The organism is Streptomyces sp. Inha503 (genome assembly GCF_047215865.1).
In the GTDB taxonomy this organism is placed as follows: Bacteria; Actinomycetota; Actinomycetes; order Streptomycetales; family Streptomycetaceae; genus Streptomyces; species Streptomyces lycopersici.
The window spans coordinates 8160479-8176743 of sequence record NZ_CP178360.1 but is presented as its reverse complement, the minus strand read 5'-3'; the positions used below and the strand labels follow the sequence as shown (position 1 = coordinate 8176743).

General features: G+C 70.1%; 18 protein-coding genes. 10 read left to right on the top strand and 8 right to left on the bottom strand.

Annotated features, from left to right (window positions below; translation table 11 throughout):
* The first annotated feature begins 19 nt into the window (after positions 1 to 19).
* Entirely contained in the window at positions 20 to 994 is a 975-nt protein-coding gene (pip, locus tag ACJX2R_RS34825; protein WP_413103342.1) for a prolyl aminopeptidase, read from the top strand.
* On the opposite strand, the gene ACJX2R_RS34820 is transcribed toward pip, so the two are convergent.
* Positions 981 to 1907: a LysR family transcriptional regulator gene (locus ACJX2R_RS34820; protein WP_413103341.1), complete on the bottom strand. Its 927-nt coding sequence runs from the start codon at positions 1905 to 1907 to the stop codon at positions 981 to 983. The genes pip and ACJX2R_RS34820 overlap by 14 nt on opposite strands.
* Positions 1908 to 2025: 118 nt before the next feature.
* Here ACJX2R_RS34820 and ACJX2R_RS34815 point away from each other — a divergent pair, with 118 nt between their 5' ends.
* Both ACJX2R_RS34815 and ACJX2R_RS34810 read left to right on the top strand, forming a co-directional pair.
* Positions 2026 to 3039 carry an alpha/beta fold hydrolase gene (locus ACJX2R_RS34815; RefSeq protein WP_413103340.1) on the top strand — a complete coding sequence of 338 codons (1014 nt, stop codon included), beginning with the start codon at positions 2026 to 2028 and terminating at the stop codon, positions 3037 to 3039.
* Positions 3040 to 3076: 37 nt separating this feature from the next.
* Positions 3077 to 3820, top strand: a complete 744-nt coding sequence (locus tag ACJX2R_RS34810) for an SDR family oxidoreductase (protein WP_413103339.1) — start codon at positions 3077 to 3079, stop codon at positions 3818 to 3820.
* Here the strand turns inward: ACJX2R_RS34810 and ACJX2R_RS34805 are convergent.
* Positions 3801 to 3986 carry a DUF397 domain-containing protein gene (locus ACJX2R_RS34805; RefSeq protein WP_413103338.1) on the bottom strand — a complete coding sequence of 62 codons (186 nt, stop codon included), beginning with the start codon at positions 3984 to 3986 and terminating at the stop codon, positions 3801 to 3803. The genes ACJX2R_RS34810 and ACJX2R_RS34805 overlap by 20 nt on opposite strands.
* A 5-nt stretch (positions 3987 to 3991) precedes the next feature.
* Positions 3992 to 4867, bottom strand: a complete 876-nt coding sequence (locus ACJX2R_RS34800; protein WP_413103337.1) for a helix-turn-helix domain-containing protein — start codon at positions 4865 to 4867, stop codon at positions 3992 to 3994.
* 171 nt (positions 4868 to 5038) lie between these two features.
* On the opposite strand from ACJX2R_RS34800, the gene ACJX2R_RS34795 reads away from it, so the two are divergent.
* Genes ACJX2R_RS34795 through ACJX2R_RS34770 form a run of 6 tightly spaced genes read left to right on the top strand, consistent with a single transcriptional unit; the run spans position 5039 to position 10004 of the window.
* Complete coding sequence (locus tag ACJX2R_RS34795; RefSeq protein ID WP_413103336.1) at positions 5039 to 5551, top strand: ATP-binding protein; 513 nt, start codon at positions 5039 to 5041, stop codon at positions 5549 to 5551.
* Complete coding sequence (gene tgmA, locus ACJX2R_RS34790) at positions 5548 to 5844, top strand: putative ATP-grasp-modified RiPP (RefSeq protein ID WP_413103335.1); 297 nt, start codon at positions 5548 to 5550, stop codon at positions 5842 to 5844. Before ACJX2R_RS34795 ends, tgmA begins: the two co-directional genes overlap by 4 nt.
* A 4-nt stretch (positions 5845 to 5848) precedes the next feature.
* On the top strand, positions 5849 to 6661 hold the full coding sequence (locus ACJX2R_RS34785; RefSeq protein WP_413103334.1) for an MvdC/MvdD family ATP grasp protein: 813 nt from the start codon (positions 5849 to 5851) through the stop codon (positions 6659 to 6661).
* Complete coding sequence (locus ACJX2R_RS34780; RefSeq protein ID WP_413103333.1) at positions 6658 to 7845, top strand: methyltransferase domain-containing protein; 1188 nt, start codon at positions 6658 to 6660, stop codon at positions 7843 to 7845. Before ACJX2R_RS34785 ends, ACJX2R_RS34780 begins: the two co-directional genes overlap by 4 nt.
* 53 nt (positions 7846 to 7898) lie before the next feature.
* On the top strand, positions 7899 to 8507 hold the full coding sequence (locus ACJX2R_RS34775; RefSeq protein WP_413103332.1) for a TetR family transcriptional regulator: 609 nt from the start codon (positions 7899 to 7901) through the stop codon (positions 8505 to 8507).
* A 33-nt stretch (positions 8508 to 8540) separates the two neighbouring features.
* Positions 8541 to 10004 carry an FAD-dependent monooxygenase gene (locus ACJX2R_RS34770; protein ID WP_413103331.1) on the top strand — a complete coding sequence of 488 codons (1464 nt, stop codon included), beginning with the start codon at positions 8541 to 8543 and terminating at the stop codon, positions 10002 to 10004.
* 10 nt (positions 10005 to 10014) lie between these two features.
* Here ACJX2R_RS34770 and ACJX2R_RS34765 read toward each other — a convergent pair whose 3' ends face one another.
* Complete coding sequence (locus ACJX2R_RS34765; RefSeq protein ID WP_413103330.1) at positions 10015 to 10623, bottom strand: TetR/AcrR family transcriptional regulator; 609 nt, start codon at positions 10621 to 10623, stop codon at positions 10015 to 10017.
* A 150-nt stretch (positions 10624 to 10773) separates the two neighbouring features.
* Here ACJX2R_RS34765 and ACJX2R_RS34760 point away from each other — a divergent pair, with 150 nt between their 5' ends.
* Entirely contained in the window at positions 10774 to 11562 is a 789-nt protein-coding gene (locus ACJX2R_RS34760; RefSeq protein ID WP_413103329.1) for an SDR family NAD(P)-dependent oxidoreductase, read from the top strand.
* Positions 11563 to 12045: 483 nt separating this feature from the next.
* Here the strand turns inward: ACJX2R_RS34760 and ACJX2R_RS34755 are convergent, their stop codons facing one another.
* The 4 genes from ACJX2R_RS34755 to ACJX2R_RS34740 are packed head-to-tail and all read right to left on the bottom strand — an operon-like array spanning position 12046 to position 16140.
* Positions 12046 to 12327, bottom strand: a complete 282-nt coding sequence (locus ACJX2R_RS34755; protein WP_413103328.1) for a hypothetical protein — start codon at positions 12325 to 12327, stop codon at positions 12046 to 12048.
* Positions 12302 to 13441: a cyclophane-forming radical SAM peptide maturase AmcB gene (gene amcB, locus ACJX2R_RS34750; RefSeq protein ID WP_413103327.1), complete on the bottom strand. Its 1140-nt coding sequence runs from the start codon at positions 13439 to 13441 to the stop codon at positions 12302 to 12304. Before amcB ends, ACJX2R_RS34755 begins: the two co-directional genes overlap by 26 nt.
* A 3-nt stretch (positions 13442 to 13444) precedes the next feature.
* Positions 13445 to 15742 carry a tetratricopeptide repeat protein gene (locus ACJX2R_RS34745; RefSeq protein WP_413103326.1) on the bottom strand — a complete coding sequence of 766 codons (2298 nt, stop codon included), beginning with the start codon at positions 15740 to 15742 and terminating at the stop codon, positions 13445 to 13447.
* A complete protein-coding gene (locus ACJX2R_RS34740; RefSeq protein ID WP_413103325.1) occupies positions 15739 to 16140 on the bottom strand; it encodes a hypothetical protein in 402 nt (133 codons plus the stop codon). The genes ACJX2R_RS34745 and ACJX2R_RS34740 overlap by 4 nt, the downstream gene beginning before the upstream one ends.
* Positions 16141 to 16265: the final 125 nt, after the last annotated feature.

The window sequence follows — 16265 nt, the reverse complement described above, 5'->3', positions numbered from 1 at the left end:
CCTTCAGGAGGAGACCGCCATGGCCGAGCCGTTCCCGCCCGTCGAACCGTACGCGCACGGCCTCCTCGAGGTCGGCGACGGAAACCGGATCTACTGGGAGACCAGCGGGAATCCCCAGGGGAAGGCGGCCCTGTGCGTGCACGGCGGCCCCGGCGGCGGAGGGCGCCGCGGCGCTCGTGGGATGTTCGATCCCGAGGTCTTCCGGATCGTCCTGTTCGACCAGCGTGGCTGCGGTGAGAGCCTGCCGCACGCCTCCGACCCGTCCGTCAGCCTCGATCACAACACCACCGACCACCTCATCGCCGACATGGAGCGGCTGCGCGCGCACCTGGGCATCGAGCGCTGGCTCCTCTACGGCGGCTCCTGGGGCTCGACGCTGATCCTCGCCTACGCCGAGCGCTACCCCGAGCGGGTCTCCGAGATCGTCATCGCGGGCGTCACCATGACCCGGCCGGAGGAGACCGACTGGCTCTACGGCGGTGTCGGACGCCTGTTGCCCGGCGCCTGGGAGACGTTCCGCGACGCGGTGCCGGAGGCGGAGTCGGAGCGGGGCGGCGAGCTCGTCGCGGCGTACAACCGACTGGTGAACAGCCCGGACGAGGCGGTCCGGGTCAAGGCGGCGCGGACCTGGTGCGCCTGGGAGGACGCCGTCATCGCCCATGAGGCGCTGGGGCATCCGGGCTACTACAGCGACAAGCCCGACGACGCGCTGATGGCCTTCGTCCGGATCTGCGCCCACTACTTCTCCCATGACGCATGGCTCGAGGACGGACAACTCCTCCGTGACGCGCACCGGCTGGCCGGTATCCCGGCGGTGCTGATTCATGGGCGACTCGACCTGGGCAGTCCGCTGAAGAGCGCGTGGGAGCTGTCCAAGGCCTGGCCGGACGCGGAGCTGAAGGTGATCGACGACTCGGGGCACACGGGCAGTCCCACCCTGCGGGGCGCGGTCCTGGACGCGATCGCGCGGTTCGGGCGGGTCACACCGAGTTGAGACCCTGGGTGGAGGCATCCCCGAGTGGTGAGGGATGTCGTTCACCGAGCAGGTCCAGGAACGCCTCGGTGGCCGCGCTGGGGCGCCGGGTCGCGGCGGTGGCGACGGTGAGCCGCCAGCGCAGTTCGTGGTCCGCGACCCGCACCGTGTCGAGGCCGGTCCGGTCCTGGACCAGGAAATGGCCGAGAAAGCCGATCCCCAGCCCCGCCCGGATGAAGTTGACGGCGGTGCCGACGTCCGCGACCTCGACGGATACCTCCCGCTGTACCCCCGCGGCGGCGAAGGCCTGGTCGACGACGGCGCGGTTGCCGAAGCCCGGCGGGGAGTCGATGAACGGGAACTCGGCCAGTCGCGCCAGTGGCACCCGGCCCGCCCCGGCCAGCGGATGCGAGTCGGCCACGTACACGACCATGGGCACGGTGGCCAGCGGCCGGGTGGTGAGATCGGCCGGTGGCGGCCCTGGCAGGGAGAGGAAGGCGACGTCGAGCCGACCGTCGCGCAGCTGCTCCGCCAGGCCCGCCGACCCCGCCATGGCCGCACGCAGCCGCACCGCGACACCGGGATGGCGGGCGCGCAGCGCGGCCAGGAGCCCGGGCAGGTCGACGAGGTCGATCGAGGTCTGGGTGCCGACCGTGACCGTGCCGTGCAAGGCGCCCTGTGTCCGGTGAACGGCGTCCTTGGCGGCGCGCGCGGCGTCCAGGGTCTCTCGCGCCCGGGGCAGGAAGGCACGTCCGGCCGCCGTCAAGGTGACTTCCTGTGGGCTCCGGGTGAACAGGGCCGACCCCAGCTCCCGTTCCAGGGCTCTGACCGTCGCCGACACGCCTGACTGGACGACGTGCAGCGTCTTCGCCGCGCGGGTGAAGCTCCCGGTGTCGGCGACCGCGAGGAAGTATTCGAGGTGGCGCAGTTCCACGCCCTCCATTATCACCGATCGTGCTGGCGCCCAGCAGCGGACATCGTTGGACGTGATGGGCACGCCCGCGTGAGGGTGGACGGGTTGGCTCGAACCACGACCACCAGAGGAAATGGCGATGGACCATGAGTGGCGCTACACCGACCTGCCCGTGAGGGCACGTCAGGCCATCGAGGGCTTCGTACCGCCCGAGGCCCTCGTGGCCCGGCGCCTTGAGCACTACGCCGATGTGCGGCCCCGCCCCGCCGACCACGACGGGGACACCGAGCAGCTCGACGGGGCCGTGTTCACCCACCACTTCGAGGACGTCCCGGGCGATCACGAAACGGTCCGGTGGCACTACGTCGAGGCCGGGACCGGGGAGCCCGTGGTGTTCCTGCACGGGATGCCCGACTCATGGTTCCTGTGGCACCACCAGATGGCCGCGCTGTCGGACTCGTACCGCTGCGTCGCGATCGACCTCAAAGGCTATGGACAGTCGGAGAAGGGGCGAGGCGACTACCGGCACTCCGGCGCGGCCGGGCAACTCGTCGCGCTGCTCGACGCGATCGGGGTGGATCGGTTTATTTTGGTCACCCACGACCGGGGCACCGTACAGGGCGACCACATCGCCGCCGCCCATCCCGGGCGAGTCCGCCACTATGTGCGCGGCGAGCAGCACCTCCACCACTTCCACCCCGACCTCGCCCCACAGGACGACCTCCTCGCCGAGGCTCCGTGGAGCGGGCTGATGGAGGACCCGAAACAGTTCGTCGCCTGGGCGTACGCCTCCGTCGGGAATCTGCCGGTGGCCGACGAGGACATGCGCCGCGTCATCCAGGAGTACTCGTATCCCGGGATCACCCGCGCCGTCCCGCGCTACAGCATGGCCTCCACCTTCCGGAAGGAGTGGATCGAGCGGCGCACCGACCTGATCCCGCGCTGGCGCGCTCCGGTGACCCTGCTGCAAGGCAGGGACTCACGCAGCCAGCCCCGCGAGTTCTACGCCGACGCCGCCGAGCGCATTCCCCATGCGGCCGCCGTCGAGGTCCGCTTCGTCACCGGGGGGCACTTCTGGCCCCTGGAGAGCCCCGAGGAGACCGGCGCCATCCTGCGCGAGGTACTCCGCGCCCGACGCTCACCGGCGTCCTGACCCTCGCCCCTGACCCTCTTGGAAGGTATGGACAACCATGGATCTCATGCTCAAAGGCCGGACCGCGATCGTCTGCGGCGCCTCGTCCGGGCTGGGGCTGGCCATAGCGGAACGCCTGTCCGGCGAGGGCGCCAACGTCGTCGCCGTCGCCCGGCGCCGGGAGAGCCTGGAGTCGGAGGCGACGCGTATCGGTGCCGTTCCCATGGTCGCCGACCTCTCCGAGGAAGGTGCGGCGGAACGGGTCGTCGAGCACACCGTCAGCCGCTTCGGCGGTGTCGACATCCTGGTGTGGAACACGGGAGGGCCGCGTCCGGGCACCGCACTACAGATCGACGCGCCCGCCGCGCACGACGCGTTCCGCACCCTGCTGCTGCCCCTGGTCCGCATGGTCGGCGCCGCCGTACCCCACCTGCGGCACAGCCCGTACGGCCGGATCGTCGCGGTGACGACGACCACGGTGAAGGAACCGACCTCACTGGTCGCGCTGTCCAACCTGATCCGCCCCGGGCTGACCGGATACCTGAAGACGCTGGCCAACGAACTGGCGCCGGACGCCATCACGGTCAACTGCGTGGCACCCGGCCGGATTCTGACGTCCCGAGCACGCGCGCTCTACCCGGACGGCGTGCCGACGACCGCCACGGACGACATCCCCATGGGGCGGTTCGGCACACCGGACGAACTCGCGTCCGTCGTCTGCTTCCTCGCCACGCCGTTGGCCTCGTACGTCACGGGCACCACGATCGCCGTGGACGGCGGTCTCACCCGCTCGATGCTCTGAGGACACGCTGGAAGGCCGCCCAGGCGGCGGGGGTGAAGCGGAGTATTCGACCCTCCGGGTCCTTGGAGTCGCGTATCGCCACGGTGTTGGGCACGTTTGTGGCCACCTCCACGCATTCGCGCTCAGGGTCGCTATGGCTCGACTTGCGGAATGCGAAAGCAGGCATCGGGGTTACAGCTCTCCGCTCAGGTTTGCGATGAGTTCCAGGGAATCGTGCTCGTTCAGGGCACGCTCAGCGATTCTCTCGAACAACTCATCGTGTTGTGCAGCCGCATCTCCGCCTTCGACCCAGATCCGCCTGAACGGAACCTCCATGTACACCACGTCCATCGCTCCGGGTTCGGCAAAGGAGATGATGTTGAACGTGCAGTTCATCCCATGGCGGGCTCCCGCGCTGAACGGAAGAACGCGCAGGCTGACGCTGTCCTTCCGGGCCACGGCTACCAGATGGTCCAACTGTCCACGCATCACATCCGCGCCGCCGATGAGGTTCCGCAGCGCGGCCTCGTAGACCACTGCCCGCAGTGAGAGCTGCGGAGCCTCATCGAGCCGCCGCTGGCGTGCGAGCCTCGCCGCCACGAACTCCTCATGGTCGCCGCCCGCCGACGGGGCATCATTCCGGAGTGCCCGGATGTAGTCCGGCGTCTGCAACAGTCCCGGGACGAAGGTGAGCTGCCATGCCTTGATGGCCGTGGCCGCGTTCTCCAACGCGACGTATTCCTGCATGTCCCCGAGGTTCGGGAACTCATTCCACCAGCCCTTCGCCTTGCGACGCTCACGATCAACGCGAGCCAGCTCCAGCAACCCGCCCACCGCCGCAGGGTCGCTCAAGCCGTACAGCTCGCACAGCGCGCGGATGTCCGGGTCCCGCATCGGGACCCAGCCACCCTCCATCTTGGCGACCTTGGTCGTGGACCCGGTGAGCACCTTGGCGGCATGGGTCTGCGTCAAGCCCGCCGCGGTGCGGAGCTTGGTCAGCTCACCACCGAGCCTGCGTCCCAAAACGGTCGAGGTGCTATTGCCCTGCATGGGCTGACTTGTCGTCACGCGCCCAGTCTGGCTGCCGGGGGCGGCCGCCGCAAACCAGATCGGGGGAAATCCTCCAAGAGGAACTTGTGCACCGCGAGCGGACAGCGCTACGGTCCGTAATGAACCGCTCGCACAGGGACGTCAGTTGGCGGACGCGCTCCGCCCTGCCCTGCCCACTGGAGGTACGCGATGGCATTCGCGCCCCAAGACCCCCGGATCCCGGACCCCAGCGACCCCGTCATCGAAGAGGCTCGCGTCGACTACGTCCCGACACCGATAAGCGTGACCAGGGCCCGCCAGCACGCCACACGACTGATCTCCGAGTGGGGGCACCCCGCACTCGCCGACGACACGGCGCTCATCGTCTCCGAGCTGGCCACCAACGCCGTACGGCACGGGCACGTACCCGGGCGGCTCTTCCGCTTACGGCTCACCCTCACCAAAACCCGTCTGCGGATCGCCGTATCCGATCCCCGGGGCGAACGACTCCCGAGTCCCCGCCGCCCGTCGCCCCGCGACAAGCACGGCCGCGGCCTGCTCATCGTCCGCGCCCTCGCGGACCGCTGGGGCGTCCGCGAACGCACCGTCGACAAGGAAATCTGGGCCGAGCTGGACACACAAACGAGCCGTAACCAAGGCGAATGGGACCACACTGGTTCCTGCCGCTTCGACCATCGCGAGGAAGAGGACAGCAAGCAGTGACCACGTTCACGCATCCACGTGAGGCGTTTCCGCTCCTGCCCCCTGGCGAGCGGATTCCGCAGAGCGACGAGGGGCCCTCGGGCTCCACCACGCGCCCATGGATCCTTCGTTTCGCCCGTGTGCCCGACTCGACACAGGCGATCGAGAAACCAGCGGCTGTCTACGACGAGGGATCGCAGATGTCGATCGGCCTCTACGACGGCCCGCTGCCGTACATGACGACTCACAGCCCCACCGTCCCCGACGGCAACATGACCAATCCGCCGCCCCTCGACGAGGGTCCGAAGGATTGAGGGCATGCCCACCATCCTCGTGATCGCCGCCCGCGATGACTGGCCGACGGACCGCGTCGTGAACGTACTCACCAACCGAGGGGTGCGGGTATTCCGGATGGACACCGCGGACTTTCCGCAGCGGGCCATCCTCGCTGGGCGCATCGACACCCGACGAGGATGGTGCGGCAAACTCGCCAACTCCCACCGGGCTGTCGAACTCTCGGACATCGAGGCGGTCTACTTCCGCGCCCCCCATCAGTTCCGCCTCGCGGACGGAATGTCCGAGGCCGAACGACGGTTCGCCGCAGCGCAGGCACGCGCGGGATACGGCGGAGTGATCTCGGCGCTCGACGCCCGGTGGGTCAACCACCCGGCGGCGATGACGCGCGCCGAGTACAAACCGATCCAGCTCGCGACAGCCCGTGAGTGCGGCCTCGCCATCCCCGCGACCCTCGTGACGAACGACCCCGATGCCGTCAGGGCATTCGCCGAGGACACCCCGAGCCCGATCATCTGCAAACCCGTAGCCTCACCGGTATTCATCGAGGGAAATGAACTCAAGACCGTCTACACCCGGCGCCTCTCCCCGCACGACCTGGTCGATCTACGCGGCATCGACACCACCGCCCATCTCTTTCAGGCCTGGATCGAGAAGGCGTACGAGGTCCGGCTCACCATCGCGGGCGATCGTCTGCTCGCGGCAGAAGTCCATGCCCGGAGCTCCCGAGGACATGAGGACTGGCGCAGCGACTACGGCTGGGACTGGATCCAAGGCGCCACGGGCCTGCCCATCGCCGAGGCCATCGCCGATGAACTGCAAGGAGTACGCGCGTGAGTATCCCTCTCTTCGACGACGCGGCGCCGCGGCTGCACTCGCTGGTCGAGGAATTGCGGCGGGCGGGAGCGATCCGTTCGGTCGCCTGGGCCGAGGCGTTCGCCAAGGTGCCGCGCCATATCTTCGTGCCCGAGTGGTACGGGCAGGAGGCCGACAGCAGGGGTATCACCGTATGGCGCCGACATGACGCGGCGGACCGTGATTCCTGGGAAGCCGCCGTCTACAGCGACCAGACCCTCGTCACGGCACTCGACCCCGAGACCGCCGAACGCGTCGACGAGCGAGCGTGGACCGGTATCCCGACATCCTCCAGCACACTGCCCAGCCTCATGGCGGGGATGCTGGAGGAGCTGGGTGTGGCGGACGGCCACCGAGTACTGGAAGTCGGCACCGGCACGGGGTACAACGCCGCCCTTCTGTGCGCCCGGCTGGGCGATCACCTGGTGCACTCCATCGATGTCTCCCACGATCTCGTGGAGGCCGCCCGTGGCCGACTCGCCTCCGCGGGGTACCGGCCGCACCTCGCTGCCGGAGACGGGCAACAGGGCTTTCCCGGGGACCACGCACCGTTCGACCGGACCATCGCGACCTGCTCGGTCCCCCGTATCCCGGCCGCCTGGATCGAGCAGACGCGACCCGGCGGCATGATCCTCGCCGACGTGGCCATGGGCATCGAGGGTGGTCTGGTCCGTCTGACCGTGGACGAAGAGGGACGTGCCGTGGGCCGCTTCACCGCCACAACCGGCCGGTTCATGCCCGCCCGCAGTGACGCGCATGCCTACCGGCACCCCGGGCGGGCACCTTACGCGCCCCGAGCCGGGTGCCGTTCCGCCTCACTCACCGCTGGAGACATCCGCGCGAATTACCCGTTCCGGCTGCTGCTCGCCTTCCACCTTCCCGGCGCCGAGCTGGTCTATCACATGGATGACGGCACCGGCGCGACGTCGCTCCAGCTCCAGCGGCGCGACGGCACATGGGCACGCGCGCCGATCGCCGATGAACCCACCACCACCGTCACCTACGGCGGAAGCGCCGACCTGTGGCGGCGGGCGGAGGCCGCCTGGCAGTGGTGGAACGACCACGGCCGCCCCGCTCAGGAGCGTTTCGGCTATGCCCGCGAAGCCGACGGACACCACTACGCGTGGCACATTCCGGACGGACATCGCTGGCCTCTCGACATCTGAATTTGCGGGCCACGCATATTTGCGGAGCCCGCAATTTTTGCTACGCTCACCGCATGGGACTGCGAGAGCGGAAGAAGGCCCAGACGCATGCCGCGCTCAGCTGGGCCGCGGTGCGGCTGACCGTGGAGCGTGGGTTCGACAAGGTCAAGGTGGAGGACATCGCCGAGGCCGCCGGGGTCTCGCCGCGTACGTTCAACAACTACTTCTCGAGCAAGGCCGAGGCGATCGTCTTTCGCCACCTCGACCGCTGTCTGCGCGTCGCGGAGGAGTTGCGCGAACGGCCGGACGAGCCGCTGTGGGACGCGATCACGGAAGCCGTACTGGGGCAGTTCGCGCCGGACACGGAGGCGATCGCCCATCCGTCCGTCGCCGACGCGGCGCGGTGGACGGCAGGCGTGCGGGTGATGGTCGCCGAACCGGCCCTGCGGGGCGAGATGTTGCGGGCCGGGGCCGTCGCCGAGGCCGAGATCGCGGCGGCCGTCGCGGAACGTACCGGTGGCGACCCGGAGCAGGACCTGTACCCGCACCTGGTCGCTTCGGCGGTCATGGGCGCGGTCAACACCACTATCGCCCACCATCTCCGCACCGACGCGGCCGTGCCGGTGAGCCGCCTGCTCACGGACGCCCTCGCCCGGCTCGCTGCGGGGCTGTCCACCCCGTAAGGCCCTCAACCAATCTGCCCCGAAGGGGAATTCATGATCGAGGTCATCATCGCAGGCGCGGGGCCCAACGGCCTGATGCTCGCCTGCGAACTCGCCCTGGCCGGTGTGCGCCCGGTCGTCCTGGAACGCCTCACCGCACCGAACGACAAACAGCGCGCCAACGGCCTCGTGGGCCAGGTCGTGCGCCTGCTCGACCGGCGCGGGCTGTACGAGCGGCTGACCGAGCCCGGCGCCGCACCCGAACCGGCGCCCCACTTCACCTTCGGCGCGTTCCCGCTCCACCTGAGCGATCTGCCGGACAACCCGCTGTATACGCTTCCGGTGCCGCAGCGCCGGATCGAGAGCATGCTCACCGAGCGCGCGGCGGAGCTGGGCGTCGACATCCGGCGCGGGCACGAGGTCATCGGGCTGACGCAGGGCGAGAAGTCGGTGACGGTCGAGCTGCGCGAACAGGACCCGATCGAGGCGGAGTTCGTGGTCGGCGCGGACGGCGGGCACAGCGTGGTCCGCAAGCTCGCCGGGATCGCGTTCCCCGGTGTGACGACGGACGACTCGGTGTCGCGCACCGCGCATGTGAGCGTGGACCCGGACGCGATCGGTGCCGATGGCGGACTGACCGTGCCCGGTTTCGGCGTCATACCGCCGTTCCAGCATCTGCGGACCGAGCGCGGGCTGATCACCTGGGCGCCGTTCCCGGGCCGCGAACCGACGGTGAGCACCGTGGAATGGGGGCAGCCGGCCGAGGGCGAGGCGTCGCTGGACGAGCTGCGGGCCAGCGCCCGCCGGGTGCTCGGCACGGACATCGCACTCGGCCCGCCGGCCGGTCCGGGCCCGCATCTGATGCGGCGGCTCTTCGGCGGCAACACCCGGATCGCCGAGCGCTACCGCGCGGGCCGCGTCCTGCTGCTCGGCGACGCGGCGCATGTGCACTCGGCGATCGGCGGCCCAGGGCTCAACCTGGGCCTCCAGGACGCGGTGAACCTCGGCTGGAAACTGGCCGCCGAGGTGCGCGGCCACGCGGCGGAAGGGCTGCTCGACACGTACGAGTCGGAGCGGCACCCCGCGGCCCGGCGGGTCGCCATGCACACGCAGGCGCAGTCGCTGCTGACCCGGCCGGGCGGCGATGTGACGGCGCTGCGCGCGCTGTTCGGCGAACTGCTGGACCAGCCCACGACCCGGCAGCACATCGCGGGGCTGCTCTCCGGCGCGGACATCAGCTACACCATGGGCCCCGCGAACGGCCCCCTGGTCGGCCACTGGGCCCCGGACCTCCCGGACCTCCCGGGCCTCCGCGAGCTGACCCGGACCGCCCGCCCCCTCCTCCTGGACCCCACCGGCACCCTCGACCCGGGCCCGTGGTCCCCCCACGTCGACACCGCGGCCGCCCCCGGCCTCGACACCGCCCTGCTGCTCCGCCCCGACTGCTACATCGCCTGGCAGGGCACCACGAACGACGGTCTCCACGAGGCCCTGGGCACCTGGTTCCGGGCCGCCTGAGGCCGCGGCGCTAGCTGGTGAGCGGGAGGGCTGTCGCGGGGAGGCTGCCGCCCAGCGCGCCCAGTGTGGTTCGCACCAGCAGATCGATCCTCGCCTCGGTCTCATCCGCGGTGGCCGAGGAGGCCAGGGTCGGAGAGTCCGCGGGCAGTTCCTGGACCTCGTGCAGAAGGGCCAGGTAGACCTTGCGGCCCCAGGCGGGGTCGACCGCGGTGATCGCTTCTGTGTCCCTCAGGCGGGCGAAGAGCAGGTCGAGGCCGTCGAGGACTTCCGGCGTGAGGGCCGCGGTCAGCTGGATGGCGAAGCGGTGGCAGAGCTTGAGATCGAAGACGATCTCCGTGACACGGTGCAGCGCGATGAGGGGCGGTGCGGTCTTCACCCGTGCTTCGGCCAATCCGCCCAGGTAGCGCTGACTGAGCCGTTCGGCCAGGGCGTCCAGCAGTGCGGCGCGCGAGGCGAACCGGCGGTGGACGGTGGCGCGAGCGAGCCCCGCGGCGTCCGCGATCTGCTCCAGGGACGCGGTGGCGTCCGCGGCGAGCACGGTTTCCGCTGCTTCCAGGATGCGGGCCGTACTGCGTTCGGCGTCCGCCCGGATCCGCCGGGGAGGGCTCTTCTCGCCCATGCCCACCTCCTCCACCTCTGTCTCTGTCTCGGGCCTCACCCTACCCCCGCCGCCACTAACTGACACAACCATGACGCAGTTATTGACATAACTGCGATAGCACTGTTTCAGTTATGCCCGCCTGAGTCCCTCCCATCACAGGAGCACGTCATGGATCTTCAGCTCACCGGCAAGCGCGTCCTCGTCACCGGGGCGAGCAGGGGCATCGGCCTCGCGATCGTTCGGGCGTTCCAGCAGGAAGGGGCCCTGGTGACCGCGACGGCGCGACGCAGCACGCCCGAACTCGATGCCACCGGAGCCACTTTCATCCCCGTGGACCTCGCCACGGCCGACGGTCCCCAGCGCCTGGTCGATGCCGTCCTGGCCGTCGATCCCAGGATCGACGTCCTGGTCAACAACGCCGGCGGCGGCGAAATGCCGCAGGAGGCGTTCGGCGATCCGCTCAACGGCGGGGACGAGGTCTGGGCATACGGGTTCGCCCTCAATTTCGAGTCGGCCGTTCGGACCACCCGCGCGGCGCTGCCCTCGCTCCTCGAGGCCAGGGGCGCCGTGGTCAACATCAGCTCCGACAGCGCCCGTCGGCCGGGGACGGAGCCGCTGCCCTACTCCGTCGCCAAAGCGGCCCTCAACGCCTTCACCCGGCAGCTGGCCGAGCGCATGGCGCCCTCCGGAGTACGCATCAACGCGGTGTCGCCGTCGGTGACGCGCACGCCCCAGATAACGTCCGAGGACGGATACGTCGCACGCGTGGCGGACAACGTGGGCGTCGACCACGAAACTCTGATGGCGGCCCTGCCGAAGGAGACCGGGATGCTCACCGAGACCCTGATCGATCCCGCCGAGATCGCCCGGGCGGTGCTGCTGCTGGCCTCCCCGACCATGCCGAACGCGATCGGCGTGAACCTGTCCGTCGATGCGGGGTCCACCAAGATCGTCTGAACGGGCCGTGGGCGAGGTGGTCCAGCCAGGCGGCCGCCTGATCCTCGGTGAGGTAGCCCGCCTCGACGGCACGGCGGGTGGTGCGCTCGAATCCGAAGGTCCGGTCCGCCGCGCGGACATCGCGGAAGACCTGGGTGGCCGAAATGGCCTCTCCCGCGCCTACACCCGCCACATCGCCGAACGGGTGATCCGCAACGCCACCATCGGCCGTCGGCTCGCCCGGCTCGCCACCGACGCCGGGTTCCGGGTGTCGGATCGCGGCGTCGTCCAGGGGGAGGGCGTGGACATCGCCCCGCCGCAGCTCGACGCACGGATGCGCGGCGATGCGCGCCGTCGCAGCGTCCAGCATCCGCCCCTTGTAGTCGCGCCCGGCGTCACGCGCGGCGAGCCGGGTGAGGTAGTCGGCGGACGCGGGCCTGGTGGTCTCGAAGACCAACGCATCGGAAGAGGCATACGGGTCAGTGAAGCAGAGCGGAGGCCGGTTCACTCCTCGCTCGCGGGCTCCGTCCCGGTGTCCTCGGGCTCCTCGGCCGGGCCCTCGTCCAGTGTCTCCTCCCGCGGCGGCCGGTACGGCTCGGCGTAGTCCCAGTCCTCGATGAACGACGATGTCCCGGTGCCCGCACGCGCACCCCCGCCTCGGCGGCAGCCGCTGCCGGAGTCGGGGATATCGGCGAGCAGTGCGGACAGCCGACTCCGATGAGCGTCGATCAGCTCCGGCAGCCCCGCGACGGCGTCCGGCTCATCTTCTCCAGGGTTCCGCGACATGCTGGAACACCCCTTCCATCAGCAGTTTCTTACTTGTCCGGCAATGCGTGGTCTCGGTGGTGTCGAACCTGCCGGTTTCGAAGAACTTGTTGGCCGCGTTCCCGCCCAGACAGAACGCGAAATGATCACAGACCGCCTGGCAGTTGGCGAACCCGTCCATGGCCTCGGCCACCCACGGCACATCGACGGCCCGTTCCACCAACTCGACCAGCCCGGACTCGGTGATGTCGCCAATGGACAGTGCGCCGTGCCGTGGTGAGGTGAACCCGGCGAGTTCGGGCCCCATGGGCACCAGAGCCCCGTTCCACATGACCATGGGGGCGAACTCACGCGGGGCGATCACACGCTCGCCCGCCCGGCCGTCGAGCTCGTCGCGGACATAGCGCAAGGCAAGGTCCAGATCCCGTATCCGCATCCGGCCGTCGGAGCGACGGCAGCCCAGCAGAGCCGCCCAGAACTCCACCACCGCACGCTCGTCCCATGCCACGCGCTCCCGGTACACACCCTTGCGTTCGACGAGATTCACGCCGAGGGTCCGGGTGCCGAGCTCCGCGAACCACGCGTACATCTCCCGAGCCCGCTCCGCCGATGGCTCGGACACCACGGCGATGGCGTCGAAGGCGATGCCGCGCCGCCGCAGCACGTCGATGCCCCTCAGCGTGCGCTCCGCCGTCCGCCGCCCTCCCCTGTCCGTTCTGCGCCCGTTCGCCTCGCCGGGACCGTCGATACTGACCGACACATCGACCGCCGATCGCTCGAACACATCGCACCAGATGTCGTCGATCAATGTGGCGTTGGTCTGCACGGCATGACGAATGGGGTGGGCACCGCGCTCCGGAAAGCGGGAGAGCAACTCCGTGAACCTGCGCGCCCCCACGGTGAGCGGTTCCCCACCGTGCCACTGGACCCGCACCGGATGCTCTCCGGCCCATGTCCGGACGCCGTCGGCCATGGCGTCGGCCACCTCGGGCGACATCGCGCGCGCGTCCGCCCGGTCCGGCAGATAGCAGTAGGAGCAGTCGAGGTTGCACAGCGCGGTGGGCTGCGCGAAGAGCAACGACGGCGAGACGGCCGGACGCACCGCTGGCCGAGCCCGGACCTGCCGCCTGACCATGGCCTACCGCCTCCGTTCGACGCGCCTGGGAGCCGGCCGGGCCGGTGCCCGGAGCTCGGCGAGCAGACCCGCCGTACGTTCCTGGTGGTACACGTCCCCGAGCCCCTCGAAGATCCTCAGGGCGTGGAGGTGGCTCTCGGCGGCCTCGGGCAGGCGGCCCACGGCCCGCAGACTCATACCGAGGTCATTGGTGACGACGGCTTCGCGGTGGCGCTCACCGACCTCCCGAAAGATCCGAAGAGCGAGGTGATGCTCCGCTATCGCGTCGGTGAGACGCCCCAGAGAAGCCAGCGCCAGGGCTCGTTCATTGTGTGACGTCGCCTCCCCCTCCCGGTCCCCGTTCTCCCGGAAGAGGTCCCGTGCCCGCCCGTGATCTTCCAGGGCCTCGTCGAAGCGTCCGAGCCTCCGGCGGACCCGGCCGATGTTGTTGACCGCGGTGGCCTCGACGCGGAAGTCCGCCAGCTCCCGCCCCGCGTCGCGGGCACGCACGAGGCATTCCATCGCCTCGTCCAGGCGTCCCAGCTTGTTCAACGCGCTCCCGAGACTGTTCTCCGCCATCGCGACCGTGCGCACATTGCCGCAGTCCCGCGAGACCCTGATGGCCTTTTCGTACGCCGCCGCGGCATCCTCGATCCTCCGCAGCTCGACCAGCGCGTTGCCGAGGTTGTTCCAGGCTCTGCCCCGGCTCTCGGCGGAATCCTCCCCCTCATACGCGTCGAGAGCGCGATGGCAGGCGTCGGCGGCCTCCTCCAGCCGGCGGACCCGGCGCAGCGCGATGCTGAGGTTGTTCCACGACTTCCCCTCGCTCCGCCGGTCGCCCAGCGCGCGGGCGCCGTTGATCGCGTACTGGTAGACGACGATGGCATCGCCGTACAGACGCCATCGGCCCAGGTACTCGCCCAGATCCAGCGCCAGTTTGGTGGCCGCTTCCGCATGACGGGGTTCGGCGGCCCAACAGGCGGCTTCCACCAGGCCCGTCCGCTCGCCATCGAGCCAGGCGAGAGCCTCCTCACGGCCCGCGAAACGAGGGCGAGGCCCTCGTTGGGGCGGGACCCGCAGCAATCCCCCCGCGTCCACCACGCGTTCGTAGTAGTGATCCAGGATCCGGCCACGAGAACGTTCGTACTCGGAGGCGAACCGGGCACCGTTCTCGGCCACTTTGGCCGCCGCGTAGGCGCGGAGCAGATCGTGCATGCGCCAGCGCCCGTCGGCATCGCGAGGTTCGACCAGGTGCGCCCGTACCAGGACGTCGACGCCTCGGGGCGGCAGTGGCGCCCCGTAGCTCACTCTCAGGGTTTCCGCCGATATGCCTTCACCCGGGGCGAGCGCGAGCAGCAGGAACAGGCGTGACTGCTCCTCGGTCAGCCGACCGTAGGACAGGTCGAAGGCCGCGCGAACGCCACGCTCCCCGTCGTCCAGGTAGTCCACCCGAGTGGCCACGCTCGACAGCTCACCGGCGAGCTCCCCGACGGGCTTACCCGGGTCCGCGATGAGCAGTGCCGCCGCGATCTGGAGCGCGAGGGGCAGGTATCCACACAGCCGGCACAGCAGCTCCGCCTGGGTCCGCTCGGCCACGATCCGTGTGTCCTGCGGCTGGGCGTTGCGTACGGCCGCCGTGAGCACCTCCATCGCGGCGGCCGACGGCAGCACTTGGAGGTGGAGCTGGTACATGCCGAGCTGGGCCAGGGTGTCGCGCGAGGTCACCAGGAGCCGGTGCCCGGGATGCCCGGGGATCAGCGGTCTCACCTGGGAGGACTGGGCGGCGTTGTCCGCCAGGATCAGCGCGGGCCCGTTCTCGGCCGCGATCCCGCTCAGCAGCGACCGGTACAGCCCGGCACGCTCGTCGACAGTGGGCGGGACGTGCTCCGGAGCCACCCCCAAGGCCCTGAGCAGGGACTCCAGCGCGCGTTCCGGGCTGAGGGCGGTGCCGTCGTACCCATGCAGATCGACGAAGAGCACACCGCCGGGAAACCATCCTCGCCGCTGCGCCTCGTACGCCGCCTGGAGGGCCAGGGCCGTCTTCCCCACGCCTCCCAGGCCCGCGACGGCGGCGGCGGTCACATCGCCATGGCCGCCATGGCCGGATTCACCCGGCCCGGTCGGCTTCAGCACGTCGAGCAGCGACTCGAGTTCGGTCAGCCGGCCGACGAATCCGGGGTGCGGCGCGGGCTGCGAGAACAGGGCGCCAGGAGTCGGCCCCGGCGACGGCTGATGGTGGTGCACCACCATTTTGCCCACGACCCTGCCGGAGAAGTGCCCCGAACCGAAGTCGATGTGGTCCGCACGGTCCGGATGGTTCACAAGGGCTCTCCGGCCTCCGGGTCGGCACCGTCCGACGGCCCGGACCGGCGCTCCGGCGGGCGCTCCACCCGTTTGCCGACCACGGGTCCGTGGAAGACACCGCCACTGAAATCGATGTGGTCACCCCCGTACCGGGGCGAGGTCGTCGACCGGCCCTCCGACGCCGCCCTCGCCGAGGAAGGATCCGAGCCTCCCCCGGTGCGGGGCGCCGTGGGCGCACGCCGGGACCTCAGCTCCACCGCGACCGCCAGCGCGAGCGACGCGATGCCGACGAAGACCCCCACCACGCTGGCCGTACGGTCCGCGTCGTCCAGGCCGACGACTGAGAAATACGCGGCCAGGCCGACCACCACCACACCGAGGGCCGTCCACGCGGCGATACGCCCCACCCGTTCCATGAGCCCATTATCTCCGGATTGCGTCCCCAAGCCACCCTGGTCCATAGGCGATTGGGCAGCGCCGCGGGGGGCGTCCCGGGAATTCTTATCCATTCCCGCTGCTTCACCGGATCCGCCGAGCGCCC

Coding starts and splice junctions, on each gene's coding strand:
- ACJX2R_RS34805 (WP_413103338.1), bottom strand. CDS start 3,986: ATGCCTGCTTTCGCATTCCGCAAGTCGAGCCATAGCGACCCTGAGCGC.
- amcB (WP_413103327.1), bottom strand. CDS start 13,441: ATGGTCAGGCGGCAGGTCCGGGCTCGGCCAGCGGTGCGTCCGGCCGTC.
- ACJX2R_RS34765 (WP_413103330.1), bottom strand. CDS start 10,623: ATGGGCGAGAAGAGCCCTCCCCGGCGGATCCGGGCGGACGCCGAACGC.
- ACJX2R_RS34785 (WP_413103334.1), top strand. CDS start 5,849: ATGCCCACCATCCTCGTGATCGCCGCCCGCGATGACTGGCCGACGGAC.
- ACJX2R_RS34815 (WP_413103340.1), top strand. CDS start 2,026: ATGGACCATGAGTGGCGCTACACCGACCTGCCCGTGAGGGCACGTCAG.
- ACJX2R_RS34760 (WP_413103329.1), top strand. CDS start 10,774: ATGGATCTTCAGCTCACCGGCAAGCGCGTCCTCGTCACCGGGGCGAGC.
- ACJX2R_RS34740 (WP_413103325.1), bottom strand. CDS start 16,140: ATGGAACGGGTGGGGCGTATCGCCGCGTGGACGGCCCTCGGTGTGGTG.
- ACJX2R_RS34755 (WP_413103328.1), bottom strand. CDS start 12,327: ATGTCGCGGAACCCTGGAGAAGATGAGCCGGACGCCGTCGCGGGGCTG.
- ACJX2R_RS34770 (WP_413103331.1), top strand. CDS start 8,541: ATGATCGAGGTCATCATCGCAGGCGCGGGGCCCAACGGCCTGATGCTC.
- ACJX2R_RS34775 (WP_413103332.1), top strand. CDS start 7,899: ATGGGACTGCGAGAGCGGAAGAAGGCCCAGACGCATGCCGCGCTCAGC.
- ACJX2R_RS34795 (WP_413103336.1), top strand. CDS start 5,039: ATGGCATTCGCGCCCCAAGACCCCCGGATCCCGGACCCCAGCGACCCC.
- ACJX2R_RS34810 (WP_413103339.1), top strand. CDS start 3,077: ATGGATCTCATGCTCAAAGGCCGGACCGCGATCGTCTGCGGCGCCTCG.
- pip (WP_413103342.1), top strand. CDS start 20: ATGGCCGAGCCGTTCCCGCCCGTCGAACCGTACGCGCACGGCCTCCTC.